The organism is Vibrio salinus, assembly GCF_021272385.1.
In the GTDB taxonomy this organism is placed as follows: Bacteria; Pseudomonadota; Gammaproteobacteria; order Enterobacterales; family Vibrionaceae; genus Vibrio; species Vibrio salinus.
In genome coordinates this window covers 31,403-46,222 of sequence record NZ_JAJSDZ010000005.1, presented here as the reverse complement: position 1 = coordinate 46,222, position 14,820 = coordinate 31,403, and the positions used below count along the sequence as shown (strand labels likewise).

Sequence of the window (14,820 nt, the reverse complement as noted above, 5' to 3'; positions counted from 1 at the left end):
CTTAATCAAGGACATCTTATGACCAAGACTTATCGGATCGAAAAAGACAGCATGGGCGAAGTTCGGGTCCCCTCAGAAGCACTATACCAGGCACAGACACAAAGAGCCGTCGACAATTTTAACATCAGCCCTTACACCATGCCTGAGGATCTGATTGTCGCTCTGGCCTACATAAAACAATCGGCGGCAATAACCAATTCTCAACTGGGGTTAATGGATGAAGACATCGCCGATGCTATCAGCAGTTCAGCTCAGTCAATCATTGATGGGCAGTATTATGATCAATTCCCCATTGATGTTTTTCAGACAGGGTCTGGTACCAGTACCAACATGAACGCCAATGAAGTCATCTCTACTCTGGCCAGTGAACGAATAAAAAAGCTGGTCAGTCCTAATGATCATGTCAATATGGGGCAAAGTAGTAATGATGTGATACCAACTGCCATTCAGATTAGCGCGGTCATTACTACCGAGACACAACTAATCCCTGCAATGAAACATCTGACGGGTTCACTTATTAAAAAGCAACGGGAACTGGAAGGCATTGTAAAAACAGGGCGAACACACCTAATGGACGCGATGCCGGTTACTTTCAGTCAGGAGTTAAGTGGCTGGGAAAGCCAGATAAACCATGTCAAACAATCCATTAATACATCACTTAGTTCGGTAAGGGCTTTGGCTCAGGGAGGAACAGCTGTTGGTACAGGAATCAATGCTCATCCACGCTTCGCTGAGGATTTTTGTCAAAACTTAACTCAGTTAACTGGTGTATCTTTTGAACCCAGCGATAATTTCTTTTTTAACTTAAGTAGTCAGGATGCGATTGTGGCGTTATCCGGACAGTTGAAAACGTTAGCCGTGTCCCTGATGAAAATATCTAACGACTTGCGGTGGATGAATTCCGGTCCACTGGCCGGGTTGGGAGAAATAGAACTAAAAGCATTACAACCTGGGTCTTCTATTATGCCGGGCAAGGTCAATCCCGTCATTCCAGAAGCGGTGGCCATGGTGTCAGCACAAGTTATTGGAAACGACTCAACTATCACTATCGCAGGCCAATCAGGCAATTTTCAGCTCAATGTCATGCTTCCGGTTATTGCTCATAACCTGCTTGAATCAATTCATCTTCTCACGAATGCTTGCATATCACTGGCCGATCAGGCCATCACTCCATTTACTGTGAGACGGGATAATATTGATAAAGCACTGGCTAAAAACCCGATTCTGATAACGGCCTTGAACCCTGTTATCGGCTACCTGAAAGCTGCAGATATTGCCAAAAAAGCCTATAAACAAGGAAGACCTATTATTGATGTTGCAGAAGAAGAAACCGATATCAGCAGAGAAGATTTAGAAAAATTGCTCACCCCTAAAACACTTACTATTGGTGGGATCGCTTAAAATAATAAAATGAAATACGAGAGGAGGTTTTCCCTCCTCTTCCCAATGTTCATTTGTACGTATAACATGCCATCAATCATGTTTAGGCCAGAACGCAACTTTACAACGTCACACCTGATTTAAAAATAGCCAGCTCTCTTATCTCATTCATTTCATTACAGGTAAGCTCTCCACTCGCAACTGCAACAATTTTTTCTATAAACAATACCAGCAATTCATCAACAGAAGTGTTTTCCACCAATGCACCGGCATTAAAATCGATCCAATGCGGTTTTTGTTTATACAATGAGGTGTTGGTCGAAATTTTTATCGTAGGGACAAAACCACCATATGGTGTGCCACGCCCGGTTGAAAAAAGAACGATATGGCACCCACTTGCTGCTAATGCGGAAGTTGCAACGGCATCATTCCCTGGCGCGCTTAATAAATTCAGTCCCGGTTTCTTTAATTTTTCTCCATATTTTAATACGTCAGTCACTGGACTGGACCCGGCTTTTTGAGTACATCCCATCGATTTATCTTCTAAGGTAGTAATGCCACCTTTTTTATTTCCAGGGGATGGATTTTCATAGATCGGTTGATCATGTGAAAGAAAATAGTCTTTAAAGCCATTAATCATAGAGACCGCTTTATTAAAAATATCTTCATTAGCACAGCGTTCAAACAAAAGATGTTCAGCCCCAAACATCTCCGGGACCTCAGTAAGCACGGATGTCCCCCCCTCAGAGATAAGGTAATCAGAAAACAATCCGATTAAAGGATTTGCCGTAATTCCTGAAAGACCGTCAGATCCCCCACATTCCAGACCAATTTTCAGACGGCCGAGATTTACCGGTGTTCTTTTATCCTTTTTAACTGTCCCATATATTTGTTCCAAATGGTCAACAGCTGCCTCAATTTCATCGCCTTCCTCCTGAGCAATCATGTAATGAACCCGATCAGGATCTACACTACCCACCGTCTCCTTAAAAGGTGCTATTTGATTATTTTCACACCCCAACCCGATAACAAGCGCTCCACCAGCATTAGGATGTGTCACCATATTTGCCAGGATGCTTTTTGTATTATTATGATCTTCTCCAAGTTGAGAACAACCATAGTTATGAGAAAAAAGATGGACTCCATCACACTCCAGATCCGGATGTTTTTTTAGAAATAACTTAATCGCCTGACTGGCAATTCCATTGACACACCCAACCGTCGGAATAACCCAAATTTCGTTTCTGACTCCCACCTGACCATCACTTCTTTCATATCCCTGAAAAATATTTTTCGTATGAACCAGAGTCTTAGTAACCGGTGAAAATTTAGGAGAATAACGATAGTTCAACGTTTCAGATAACGTTGTTTTCACGTTATGAGTATGAACTAAGTCACCACAAATGATATCCTGAGTGGCAGTACCAATAACACCACCGTATTTTTTGATCTCAGAACCCTTAGAAATATCCGTTATTGCAACTTTACTTCCTCTATCAATATTCTGAGCAATAATTATCTCTTTCCCATCTATATCAAGAGACTGATTAGCGTCTATAGGCTGAAGACAAACAACAACATTGTCTGATGAGTGAATTTTTATATACTTTTGCATAGGAATCCCAATATATCGCGATCCCGTCCGACAAAAAAATAATATACTTGTGATGTTTTTTAATCAAATAAAAACATCATTTTTATCGATAAATAGAATAAAAATACCCATTACATCCAATATGTATGTATAAATGACTCTATTTAAAAAATAAAAAACAGATAAAAACCACCCAAAAATGATCAATTGCACGTTTAAGATGAATAAAGCAAGTCCACTCAATTTATATTAATAAAATCCTTAATACGTTAAATAAAATCCCTGTCCGACAACAGACTATTTATCGATTTGAGGGAAAAAAATGAAAAAACAACTGGTAAGAGACGTATTAAGTCACCCATACCGGCCAGAAAAAATACTTCAATTTGGAGAAGGGAATTTTCTCCGTGCATTTATCGACTGGCAATTCGATTTATTAAATGAACATACCGCTATTGATGCTGGCATTACGATAGTAAGACCGATTGATTCCACACACACCAAACTGGATACACAAAATGGTATTTATACGGCATTAATCAGAGGGTTAGATGAAAATGGAAAGCCTGTCGCCCAGCCCCGTCTTATCACATCTGTTAACCGAGAAATACTTGCGTATGGTGAATATGAGAAAGTTTTGAAAGTTGCAGAAAATCCACATCTAGAATGGATCGTTTCCAATACAACTGAAGCAGGGATTTGTTTTGATGGTTCAGATAAATTAGATCAAAATCCACCATCCACTTTCCCGGCAAAGCTCACTCAGTTTCTGTTTCACCGGTTTGAGTATTTTAAAGGCAACCCAGAAAAAGGGCTGGTTCTACTCCCTTGTGAATTAATTGATAATAATGGTGCACAGCTAAAATCGATAGTTTTAAAATACTCGAGTTTATGGAATTTGGGTAATAAGTTTATTGATTGGATAAATAACTCAAACACATTTTGTTCAACATTAGTAGACAGAATCGTTACCGGTTATCCGAAAGATGAAATAAACACACTTGAGGAACAATTAGGATATCAGGATCAATTTCTAGTAACTGCGGAATATTTTTATCTGTTTATTATTCAGGGGCCATCGTGGTTAAAAGACAAATTACAGATGGATAAATACCCTCTTAATATAAAAATCGTTGATGACATAAAACCCTACAAAGAAAGAAAAGTGGGCATATTAAATGGCGCTCACACTGCGATGGTTCCTGTTGCTTATTTAGCAGGTTTAAATACGGTCAAAGAAGCGATTGACGACAATGAAATTTTTACGTTCGTCAACACACTTCTTAATAGTGAAATAATTCCATCGCTAGACATGCCGGCAGATGAATTGATGGATTTTAAAGAAAGTGTTTTATTCAGATTCAAAAATCCATACATCAAACACTATCTTTTATCTATCGCATTAAATTCAATCACAAAATTCAAAACCCGGTTGCTTCCACAATTATTAACCTATGCAAAAACAAATGATTGTGCTCCTGGATTACTTAGCTTCAGTCTGGCTGCCCTATATTGTTTTTATCTAGGGCAAAGGGACGGACAAGACATATTACAGGACAACCAAATTTTTATTGATATGTTTAAAAGATGGAAAAATGACGACAGTAACCAGTCTGAAAATATCATAGAATTTTTATCAATGTCATCACATTGGGGATATGACTTAACTAACATACCTAACTTAGTCCCCCTTATGACTGAATACGTTACAAACATTCAGAATAAAGGGATAAGACAGGCCCTTAGAGAAATACATTCAATATAAAAATTATTATAAACAATGACACACGAGGAACATCTATGAGTACTCTACATAACAAACTAACTAAAATATCAATTTTACTGGGTTTGGCCGTCGGAGCCAGTTGCTCAGTCAATGCGGCAACTGAAATTATGATTGCCTATGGCAATCAACCCGGGGAACCAATTGATCAGGCTATGCATTATTGGGCAGATCAGGTAAATAAAGAATCGAATGGAGATATCAAATTTGAGCTATTTCCATCAAGTCAGTTGGGAAGCGAGACTGAAGTGTTAGAACAGGCAAAATTTGGCGCTAATATCATCACTATCAGTTCTTATGGTTATTTAATGGATACGGTTCCCGATCTTGGTGTCATTAATGCGCCATATCTGACTCAATCTTTTGAGAAAAAATCAAAATTACTTCATACAAAATGGTTTAAGGGACTGAGCAAACAGCTTGAAGATAAAGGATTGAAAATTGTTGTTCCAGACGTGGTTTACGGAACACGAGACCTACTTTCTGAGATGCCGGTCAAAGAGCCAAGTGATTTAAAAGGAGTGAAAATTCGGGTCCAGAATTCCCGGTTATTTGTTGCGACGGTTAAAGCCATGGGCGGTGTCCCGACTCCAATGTCCCTGGCAGACGTATATCCAGCTTTATCTCAGGGTGTGATTGAAGGTGTCGAAAATCCTGCTGTTGTTTTGTATGGAGGCAAATTCTACGAAGTTGCCAAAAACCTCAATATTACTGAGCATACCAAACATATGTCCCCATTTGTAGCCGGTACCACATTCTGGAATACACTAACACCTAAGCAACAAAAAATCATTTTAGATACCAGCCATGAAATGGTTTCTTACGGAGCGAAACTGATTGAAAAAAGTGAGCAGGATGCGATCGCGAAACTCAAAGCAGAAGGGGTTAAAGTCAATCAGGTTGACCTTCCCGCTTTTGAAAAATCAGCCCGAAGCATGGTACAAAAAGAATTTCCTGAGTGGTCTCCCAATCTATACCAAAAAATTCAGGATAAATTAGCCAATTTGTAAACCGGATAGGGACTGATGCTCAGTCCCTTTTAGTCTAGCGTCACTCTGGAGTGTTTTATGGACACGCGTGTTCCAATTAAACGTATTGAGTTTACATTTAAGCAAAAAGTACTTTGTATCCTTGAGAGAATAAGTCAGCTCGATACGATAATTTCAGCTTCCTTTTTAGCAATCATTGTACTGTTGATGATATATGGTGTCATAACACGTTATATCTTCAATTCACCATGCTCATGGGTAGAAGAAGCATCATTAAGTCTGTTCGTATGGATGACATTCATGGGGGCGAGTGCTTTGATGCGTAACAATGAGTTAGTCCGGATTGATTATATTTCCACCAAATTACCATCATATCTGGCCAATATACTGGACAATTTAATCAGCCCTATCCTCGTCATTTTTGCCCTTATTTTTATGACCTACTGGGGATGGAAACTTCTGATGTTTTCTCAGGTCCGATTTACTCCGGCTTTGAAAATTCCCTACATCTATATTTATGCTGCGGTACCAATAAGCTCAGTATTTATGATCTATCACCAGTTAAAACAATTAAATACATTTTTTAAAGTCAGAAATCAGGAGCATTAATCATGTCTGTTATTTTACCCATTTCTGCTCTTCTTATATTATTTGCTATTGGTATTCCGGTTGCTTTTTGTATTTTTCTGGCGACTTTGTCTTATTTTCTGATAAACAATCACCTGCCAATGATTATGCTGGTCCAAAGACTGGCTGGAGGGCTGGATTCTGTCACACTTCTTGCCATTCCGTTTTTTGTCATGGCCGGCGTATTTATGAATCATTCAGGCATCAGCCAAAGGCTACTCAAATTCTCAGAAGTACTAACCGGTCATATGAATGGTGGACTTGCACAGGTTAATGTTGTACTCAGCACACTGATGGGAGGATTATCCGGTTCTAATATTGCTGATGCGGCTATGAATTCAAAATTACTGGTACCACAAATGGTTGTCAGAGGTTACAGTGCTTCCTTTTCATCTGCTGTAACGGCAGCATCTTCCCTGATAACTCCTATCATTCCACCCGGTATTGCACTCATAATTTACGGTTATGTTAATAATGTCTCAATTGGGAAATTATTTCTAGCCGGTGTGGTTCCCGGAATTATGCTGTGTGTCATGATGATGATTCTCGTGTCTATCATTTCTAAAAAAAGGGGCTACACACCGATTCGGGAAAAAAGAGCTCCCGTTTCCGAGGTTTTAGTCTCCGCCAAAGATGCTTTTCTGGCTCTTCTGTTACCCGTTGTTATTATTGGCGGGATTCGGGCCGGAGTCTTCACCCCGACAGAAGCTGGCGCTGTCGCCGTTTTATATGCTCTATTACTTGGGATGTTTGTCTATAAACAAATGAACACCAGATTATTGTGGGATGCGACCAAAGAATCCGTTCTATCATCTGCAAATGTTTTGCTTATTATCTGTATGGCTGTCGGATTTTCAAAATTTCTCACCTGGGAAAGAGCTCCTCAGGAGCTTGCTACATGGTTAACCGGTACCGTTGAAAGCCCACTGACCTTTCTTCTTCTGGTCAACCTGTTTTTATTAATTATCGGAATGTTCCTGGAAGGCAATGCTGTCATGATAGTTTTAGCACCATTGTTGGCTCCGGTTGCTCATTCTTATGGTATTGATCCCGTTCACTTCGGCATTGTTTTCATTTTTAACAGCGCAATCGGTACTATAACACCACCATTAGGAACAGTTATGTTTACCACCTGTTCTATTACCAAAGTATCTATTGAAGATTTTGTCAAAGAAGTCCTGCCGTTCTGGTTACTATTGTTGCTAGCTTTATTAATGCTGACCTATATCCCTGAAATATCAATAGGCTTGCCTAATTTAATCTTTAGCTAAGGAAGGGAAATATGTCGAATAAAAAGGTAGCCATTATTGGCGAGTGCATGTTTGAACTCAAAGGGCAACCATTTGGTGAAATGCAGCACAGTTACGGAGGTGATACGCTCAATACGGCTGTTTATCTATCCCGGATGAGTACTGAAGTATCACCTTTCTATATCACAGCGGTTGGTAATGATGCTACCAGCACTCAGCTCTGCCAACGATGGTGTGAGGAAGGTGTATCTACTCAGTTCGTGCTAAGAGATGATAACCACTCCACCGGCCTTTACATCATAAATGTGGATGCTGACGGAGAACGCTCTTTTCAATACTGGCGAGATAACTCTGCTGCAAAATATCTGGTCCAACATGATGATTTCAAAAACGTATTGCAGGAAATAATGAAAATGGATGCCGTCTATCTAAGCGGTATCTCATTGGCAATCCTGAATAAAGCAGACAGGGATATCTTGTTTTCATCACTGAAGCTGTGTCGGCAAAACGGTGCCGAAATCATATTTGACAGCAATTATCGTCCGGTATTGTGGGAATCTCTGGAAGCAGCCCGTAGCACCTATAACAAAATGTTAAATCTATCCGATATTGCCCTAATGACTTTTGATGATGAGCAGGCAATTTGGGGAGATATTTCTCCAGTAGAAACATTAAACCGGTTACAAAAATCAGAGGTATCAAAAGCAGTAGTAAAAACCGGATCGGAAGGGTGTATATACCAGAATTTTAATACCGACCAAAACTATAGACTGGTACCGGGAATCAAAGTCAATCGGGTTGTAGATACAACATCTGCAGGGGATTCATTTAATGGCGCCTTTCTGGCATTTTATCTTTCTGGGCAGAATATTCAGTCCTGCTGCAAGGCGGCTAATCTGCTTGCCGGGCAGGTCATTCAACATAAGGGCGCCATCATACCTAAATCGGTTACTCAAAACGTCTATCATTCATTAAAGGCAAATTTATGAACACAATTATTGAGCAGATATCGGCTCTGAAAATTATTCCGGTGATTGCGATTGACGACGCGGAAGACATTATCCCCCTAGGAAAAGCCCTGGTAGAAAATGGCTTGCCTGTAGCTGAAATCACGTTCCGGTCATCCTCAGCCGGAGAAGCTATACGCCTGTTAAGACAATCTCAGCCGGACATGTTAATAGGTGCAGGTACTGTATTAACACAACAGCAGATTTTCGATGCCAAAAATGCAGGAGCAACCTTTATTGTTACTCCCGGATTCAATCCAAATATAGTGAGAACATGCCAGGATCTCAATATTCCAATTATCCCCGGCATTAACAACCCAACTGCGCTGGAAGCGGCAGTGGAGATGGGATTAACAACACTGAAATTCTTCCCGGCAGAAGCATCCGGAGGCATCTCAATGATCAAGTCACTGACAGGACCGTATAGAAATGTAAAGTTCATGCCAACCGGGGGAATTAATCCGGGAAATATACAAAAATATCTATCTGTCCCTGAAGTCATTTGCTGTGGTGGTTCATGGATGGTGGATAAGACAATGATCGCCAATAGAGATTGGGACAAACTGGCAACACTCATTCGCCAATCAGTCGAACTTGTAAAATAACCCGACCTCTTCAGATTTAGCTAGCTCATTAAAGAGCTAGCTCTGGATACTATCCATAATAAGACTATTTTCCATCGTTCTTTTTGCTGTATGTAAATGACGACGTAATTCACTCATTGCACCAATATCATCACCACTTAGCATTTTACTAAGTACAGCCATGTGTTCTTCAATAGCAACCATATTTCTTGTTCGCAAGTCACTGTTATCCCATTGATAGTGAAAGTGAAAAATCACTGATATAATACCAAAGAAGTGATCCATAAAAGGATTATCAGCGGCAGAAAGAAGAAGTCCGTGAAACATATGATCCAGTTCGGAGAAAGCCTTATATTCACTCACTACGGTTTCTCTCAGCTCCCTGTGCCGGTGTAATAACATTTGCGCTTTATCCCATCTAACATCACTATGCGGCAAATTCATAAAGCGACTCAGGGAATGACACTCTAGCATTTCCCGTAATTCAAAAAGATTGGCAGCATAATGCTTTTCAAACCGAATCATTTTCCAGCGTCCCCGCTCAATATTTTCGATAAGATTAAAGCGGGAAAATCGGATCAAATATTCTCTGACAATTGTTGTAGAACACTGGCTACGTTTCGATAATTCTAATTCGGTAAATTCCTGTCCGGGCATAATCACTTTGTTTTTGATAGCATCATTAAAAAAACGTTCAAACTCTTCCGTTTCAATGTCTTTATCTGACAAATGTCTGGTATATCCATCTTCTTCTGTTGGCCGCCGACAGATCAAATATTGGTCCCCGGACTGACTGAGAATTCCTTTGTCAATAAGCTCCCGGACAATGTACCGAATCGTGGTCCGACTGACACTAAATAACTCGGCTAAAGAAGACTGTGACGGAACCGGAGACTCAATATGTCCCAGTCGGATCGCGTCCAGAACCTGATTTGTTGTACTTTCCCGTAAATTTTTATTTCTGGCCATCCTATCCTCCATACATTAAATACAATTAAAAAACAGATTAGGTAGAGATAAAACACAAAATCTGGGGGAACACACAAAATAAAAACCAGCCTCTTTATACTTTAAATGACAGGTATGGAGATAAGTATTATGAAATCATTAGTTTGTGATAAACCATTCAATTTAAAATATATTGAAACTGAAAAACCGGATATAAAGGCCGACGAATTACTGGTAAAAGTTTCTTCTGTCGGAATATGTGGAACAGATATTCATGCTTACACCGGTAATCAGCCATTTTTCAGTTATCCCCGGGTTCTCGGGCATGAACTATGTGGTATTGTCGAAGCGGTCGGAGAAAATGAAAATAAAACCTTTAAAACCGGAGACAAAGTAGCACTGATCCCGTATGTTGCCTGTCAACAATGCCCATCATGTTTAAGCGGAAAAACAAATTGTTGCGAAAATATATCGGTTATCGGTGTACATGAAGATGGTGGTTTTAGTGAATACCTGGCTGTACCGAAAGATAACGTACTGCTAGTCAATGATATTGATAACCACACTGCCGCACTCATTGAGCCTTTTGCTATTAGTGCACATGGTGTCCGAAGAGCTAATTTAAAACAGAACGAACATGTTTTGGTTGTTGGAGCCGGACCTATAGGGCTTGGCGCAGCAGCAATAGCCGCTGCGGATGGAGCCCATGTCCTCGTTGCTGACACTCAGCCAGAGCGAAGAGAACACGTAAAAACGTATCTGAATCTTCCGACATTAAACCCTATTGACGATGATTTTCATGAAAAAATGTCGTCATTCTTTAATGGTGCTCTTGCAGAAACAGTTATTGATGCAACGGGTAATGCTGTGGCGATGAATACTGCCGTTAATCACATCCGCCACGGCGGTAAAATCGTGTTTATTGGACTATTTAAAGGTAATATCGAGATCCACGACCCGGATTTTCATAAAAAAGAAACGACGTTGATAGGTAGCCGTAATGCCACAAGAGAAGATTTTGAAAAAGTGTTGATTTTAATGGAACAGGGAAAATTAAAAGCAGAAATGATGCAAACACATACTTTTGATTTTCATACCATCGGTATGTCTTATGAGGAATCTGTGATAAATAATCGCTCTCTGCTTAAAGGTGTCATTGACTTTATTTAAACTTCGTTTTCATTAAGCCATCACTATTAATTTTTTAGCATATAATATTAAGTGATGGCTTTCCATATATTAAAAAAATATTTAATATCAACTTTCTTAATTTACATAATTCATACAATATTTTGTATAACTTTAAAATTACAAAGTACGCAACCTTTCATATAAATAATTACGACACATTTATTGATAGTATTATCATTCACAATCAGTCAATGTAAATTAAATACATAATAAGAACCGAAAATATTGACATAACACAAGCGCCCCTCAAGATTTTACATATAAAGCCAACTCCACATATATAATATATATTTCTGATATGATTAGATTTAAATTTTACTCATGTTCAGTATTACATATCGGTTAGTTTGATAAATATATAATAACAAGGCCAGCACAATGGAGAAGAAAACATTAGGTAATACAGCATTAAAACTTACAAAAATCGGGTTTGGAGCAAGTGGTTTAGGAAATCTATATCACGAAATAACTTATCATCAGGCAGAAATTGCAGTTGATAATATTTGGAATATGGGTTGCCGCTACTATGATGTTGCCCCTCACTATGGCGCCGGACTTGCTGAACGACGCTTAGGACTTTGCTTGCATAAATATGATCGTTGTAAATACATATTGTCATCAAAAGTCGGTCGTATTTTAAAACCACGGTTTGAGCCAGGAGAACAACTACCTAATGACTTTCCTAATGAGGGACCGTTTAACCGATATTATGACTATTCTTACAGCGGAATAATGCGTTCATATGAAGATAGTTGTCAACGCCTTGGTACCAATCATCTTGATATTATCTTAATGCATGATATCGGTAGCTATACTCACGGTGACAATCACGACAAATTATTCAAAATAGCAATCGAAAGTGGTTATAAAGCTATGGATGAACTTCGTAGTCAGGGGTTAGTGAAAGCTATTGGAATGGGTTGTAATGAACATGAAATTTTTAAACAATCGATGCAATATACTGATTTCGACTGCTTTCTCTTAGCTGGGAGATATACGCTATTAGACCAAACAGCAGACGATGGCTTTCTGGATGATTGTGTCAAAAAGAATATTTCTATTATTTCAGCAGGTGTATTTAATTCAGGAATTCTGGCGACAGGTCCTGTTAAAGGTGCTTACTTTAACTACGCGCCGGCATCTACTGAAATTTTGGCGAAAGTAAGAAAAATTTATCAGGTTTGCAATAAATACAATGTTCCTCCAATTGCCGCTGCAATTCAATTTCCATTCCGCCATAAGGCAACAATTAGTGTCTTACTCAATGCGCTGTCTGAAAAACATATGGCAAATAATATGGACTACCTATATCAATCAATCCCAACTGAATTTTGGAAGGAAATTGATAAATTGAATTTCTTATAGGAACAAATTAACATGAAAATAATTGATGCACATCAACATTTTTGGCAATACAATAATATTGATTTTAGCTGGATTGATAATTCGATGGAAAAACTGAAAGCCAATTTTTTACCAGAAGATTATCTTTCTAACATGTCTACTCTGCAAATTATCGGTAGCGTGGCAATTGAGGCAAGGCAAAGTAACGATGAAACAAATTGGCTGCTAGAACTTAGTGATAAACATGATTTCATTCTCGGTGTTGTAGGATGGATTGACCTAAAAGATAAAGACTTAGAAAGGCATCTGGTCAACTATAAAAAATTTCCTAAGTTAAAAGGTTTCCGCCATGTAATTCATGATGAACCTGAACTTGATTTTATGCTTGATTCAGATTTTATTAAAGGTGTTGAGCTACTCGCTAAGTATAATTATACCTATGATATTTTAATCAAAAGTGATCATCTTGATAATACCATTGCTTTCTTAGAGCAATTACCTGCCATGAATATTGTTATTGATCACATTGCAAAACCACATATTAAACAGAAACAATGGAACGGTTGGGCAGACAAAATGGCATATATCGCAACCAATTTTCCACATGTGTATTGCAAGATATCTGGTGTTGTGACAGAAGCTGACTGGCATTCATGGAAATCCGAACAAATACGGTGTTATATTAAAGAAGTTATAAAACAATTTGGACATAAAAGAATTATGTTTGGTTCAGACTGGCCAGTTTGTCAAATAGCTGCACCTATAAATAAAGTGATAGAACTATGCCAAATCTCCATCGATGAATGTGATGTTGACAATCCAAATCTGTTTTATTACGAAAATGCAAAACAGTTTTATTCTCTTTAAAAATACACCGACCAGGGAAGTGGTAACTACCCCCTAATGATTGGTTCTCCGAAAACCTTTATAGCTTTTTACATCGTCTGCTAACAAATGAATAAGCGCCCTACAGAATGAGCGCTTTTCAATTACTTTTGATTAGATGAAATAAGATTTAACTTATTCTTCAATACGAAGGCCATAATTCTTAAATTTTGCTAGCACGATATCCATTTCCCCATCCGATAATAATTGAAACTTTTTACCTGTTGCTAACAGTTGCATATACCACGTAGCGAGAATCTCAACTTCATGAGCAAGCCAAAGTGCTTTTTCTAAGTTATCTTCAGCAGCAATACAGCCATGGTGTGACAATAAAATTGCTTTACTTTTTTTAATCCCTTGAGCAACATTCTCAGCTAATTTTTTAGTACCAAAAGTGGCATAAGGTACACAAGGAATATGATTATTTCCTCCTACAGCAACCATGTAATGAATTGCTGGGATGCATTCATCAAAAATTGAAACTGCTGCGCAGTGAGTTGCATGATTGTGAACAACCGCATTTACATCATCACGTTCTTTATAAATTGCTAAATGAAATCCCCACTCACTTGATGGTAACTTACCTTCCTCATATTTACCCTCACCATCGACGTATACTATTTTTTCTGTTGTTAACTGTTCATATGGGATACCTGTTGGCGTAATTAACATCCCACTTTGATAGCGCACACTGACATTGCCAGCAGTACCTTGATTTAATCCTAGACGTGTCATTTCTAGGCATGTATGAATAATCTGTTTTGATAATAATTCCCGGTTCATTTTTTTACCTATTAATTGATTTATATGCTGGAGTGACGCCTTTTTTAATGATGATATTTCCATATTTAGCTGTTTCACCAGTTACAACAACAGCAAAGGCTTTTTTAGCTCGTTCATAAAAAGCAAATCTTTCAATTCTTTGAAGGTTTAATTCATCTTGCGTATATTTTCTTATTGCATCCATATATTTTCCTTCAACTTTTGGGTCTAACTCGTCACCAACTACAGCATCCATCATAATTAATGGCGCATCAGCATATGAATCAAACTCAAATAAAGGAGTGATTCCATCAAGTAACATATCAATACTGATTCCATCCATACGTAGTACCCTATGGTGAATTTTATGTCCTGGGAAATGAGCATCAGCAAGTACCAATTCATCACCGTGCCCCATCTCTGATAATGTTTTAAGTAGCTCAGGTGAAATGATCGGATTAATTCCTTTGAGCATA

At 38.6% G+C, this 14,820-nt stretch carries 14 protein-coding genes; 10 read left to right on the top strand and 4 right to left on the bottom strand.

The genetic code is table 11. From position 1 onward, the window contains the following. Positions 1-18: 18 nt before the first annotated feature. Positions 19-1,401 carry a class II fumarate hydratase gene (locus tag LRQ06_RS00350; RefSeq protein WP_232764449.1) on the top strand — a complete coding sequence of 461 codons (1,383 nt, stop codon included), beginning with the start codon at positions 19-21 and terminating at the stop codon, positions 1,399-1,401. A gap of 100 nt (positions 1,402-1,501) precedes the next feature. On the opposite strand, the gene LRQ06_RS00345 is transcribed toward LRQ06_RS00350, so the two are convergent. After that, the gene (locus tag LRQ06_RS00345) at positions 1,502-2,995 is read right to left on the bottom strand and encodes a UxaA family hydrolase (RefSeq protein WP_232764448.1); all 1,494 of its coding nucleotides are present in this window, start codon (positions 2,993-2,995) and stop codon (positions 1,502-1,504) included. A 301-nt stretch (positions 2,996-3,296) separates the two neighbouring features. Between LRQ06_RS00345 and LRQ06_RS00340 the strand changes: the two genes are divergently transcribed. Genes LRQ06_RS00340 through LRQ06_RS00315 form a run of 6 tightly spaced genes read left to right on the top strand, consistent with a single transcriptional unit; the run spans position 3,297 to position 9,235 of the window. Then, positions 3,297-4,739, top strand: a complete 1,443-nt coding sequence (locus LRQ06_RS00340) for a tagaturonate reductase (protein ID WP_232764447.1) — start codon at positions 3,297-3,299, stop codon at positions 4,737-4,739. A gap of 35 nt (positions 4,740-4,774) precedes the next feature. Further along, positions 4,775-5,767: a C4-dicarboxylate TRAP transporter substrate-binding protein gene (locus LRQ06_RS00335; protein ID WP_232764446.1), complete on the top strand. Its 993-nt coding sequence runs from the start codon at positions 4,775-4,777 to the stop codon at positions 5,765-5,767. 57 nt (positions 5,768-5,824) lie between these two features. After that, positions 5,825-6,355, top strand: coding sequence for a TRAP transporter small permease (locus LRQ06_RS00330; RefSeq protein WP_232764445.1), 531 nt, complete (start codon positions 5,825-5,827; stop codon positions 6,353-6,355). A 2-nt stretch (positions 6,356-6,357) separates the two neighbouring features. Continuing rightward, positions 6,358-7,644, top strand: a complete 1,287-nt coding sequence (locus LRQ06_RS00325) for a TRAP transporter large permease (RefSeq protein ID WP_232764444.1) — start codon at positions 6,358-6,360, stop codon at positions 7,642-7,644. Between the two features lie 11 nt (positions 7,645-7,655). Continuing rightward, entirely contained in the window at positions 7,656-8,612 is a 957-nt protein-coding gene (locus LRQ06_RS00320; RefSeq protein ID WP_232764443.1) for a sugar kinase, read from the top strand. Further along, positions 8,609-9,235: a bifunctional 4-hydroxy-2-oxoglutarate aldolase/2-dehydro-3-deoxy-phosphogluconate aldolase gene (locus LRQ06_RS00315; RefSeq protein WP_232764442.1), complete on the top strand. Its 627-nt coding sequence runs from the start codon at positions 8,609-8,611 to the stop codon at positions 9,233-9,235. Before LRQ06_RS00320 ends, LRQ06_RS00315 begins: the two co-directional genes overlap by 4 nt. A gap of 36 nt (positions 9,236-9,271) precedes the next feature. Here LRQ06_RS00315 and LRQ06_RS00310 read toward each other — a convergent pair whose 3' ends face one another. After that, positions 9,272-10,183, bottom strand: a complete 912-nt coding sequence (locus LRQ06_RS00310) for a GntR family transcriptional regulator (protein WP_232764441.1) — start codon at positions 10,181-10,183, stop codon at positions 9,272-9,274. Between the two features lie 129 nt (positions 10,184-10,312). Between LRQ06_RS00310 and LRQ06_RS00305 the strand changes: the two genes are divergently transcribed. The 3 genes from LRQ06_RS00305 to LRQ06_RS00295 all read left to right on the top strand — a co-directional run bounded on the left by LRQ06_RS00305 (position 10,313) and on the right by LRQ06_RS00295 (position 13,564). Next, positions 10,313-11,332: a zinc-binding alcohol dehydrogenase family protein gene (locus LRQ06_RS00305; protein WP_232764440.1), complete on the top strand. Its 1,020-nt coding sequence runs from the start codon at positions 10,313-10,315 to the stop codon at positions 11,330-11,332. A gap of 399 nt (positions 11,333-11,731) precedes the next feature. Next, positions 11,732-12,718, top strand: coding sequence for an aldo/keto reductase (locus LRQ06_RS00300; RefSeq protein WP_232764439.1), 987 nt, complete (start codon positions 11,732-11,734; stop codon positions 12,716-12,718). Positions 12,719-12,730: 12 nt separating this feature from the next. Next, on the top strand, positions 12,731-13,564 hold the full coding sequence (locus LRQ06_RS00295; RefSeq protein WP_232764438.1) for an amidohydrolase family protein: 834 nt from the start codon (positions 12,731-12,733) through the stop codon (positions 13,562-13,564). Between the two features lie 153 nt (positions 13,565-13,717). Here LRQ06_RS00295 and LRQ06_RS00290 read toward each other — a convergent pair whose 3' ends face one another. Together LRQ06_RS00290 and fucU are read right to left on the bottom strand one after the other, a co-directional pair. Further along, complete coding sequence (locus tag LRQ06_RS00290) at positions 13,718-14,365, bottom strand: L-fuculose-phosphate aldolase (protein ID WP_232764436.1); 648 nt, start codon at positions 14,363-14,365, stop codon at positions 13,718-13,720. A gap of 4 nt (positions 14,366-14,369) precedes the next feature. Beyond that, entirely contained in the window at positions 14,370-14,819 is a 450-nt protein-coding gene (gene fucU, locus LRQ06_RS00285; RefSeq protein ID WP_232764434.1) for an L-fucose mutarotase, read from the bottom strand. Between the last annotated feature and the right edge of the window lies 1 nt (position 14,820).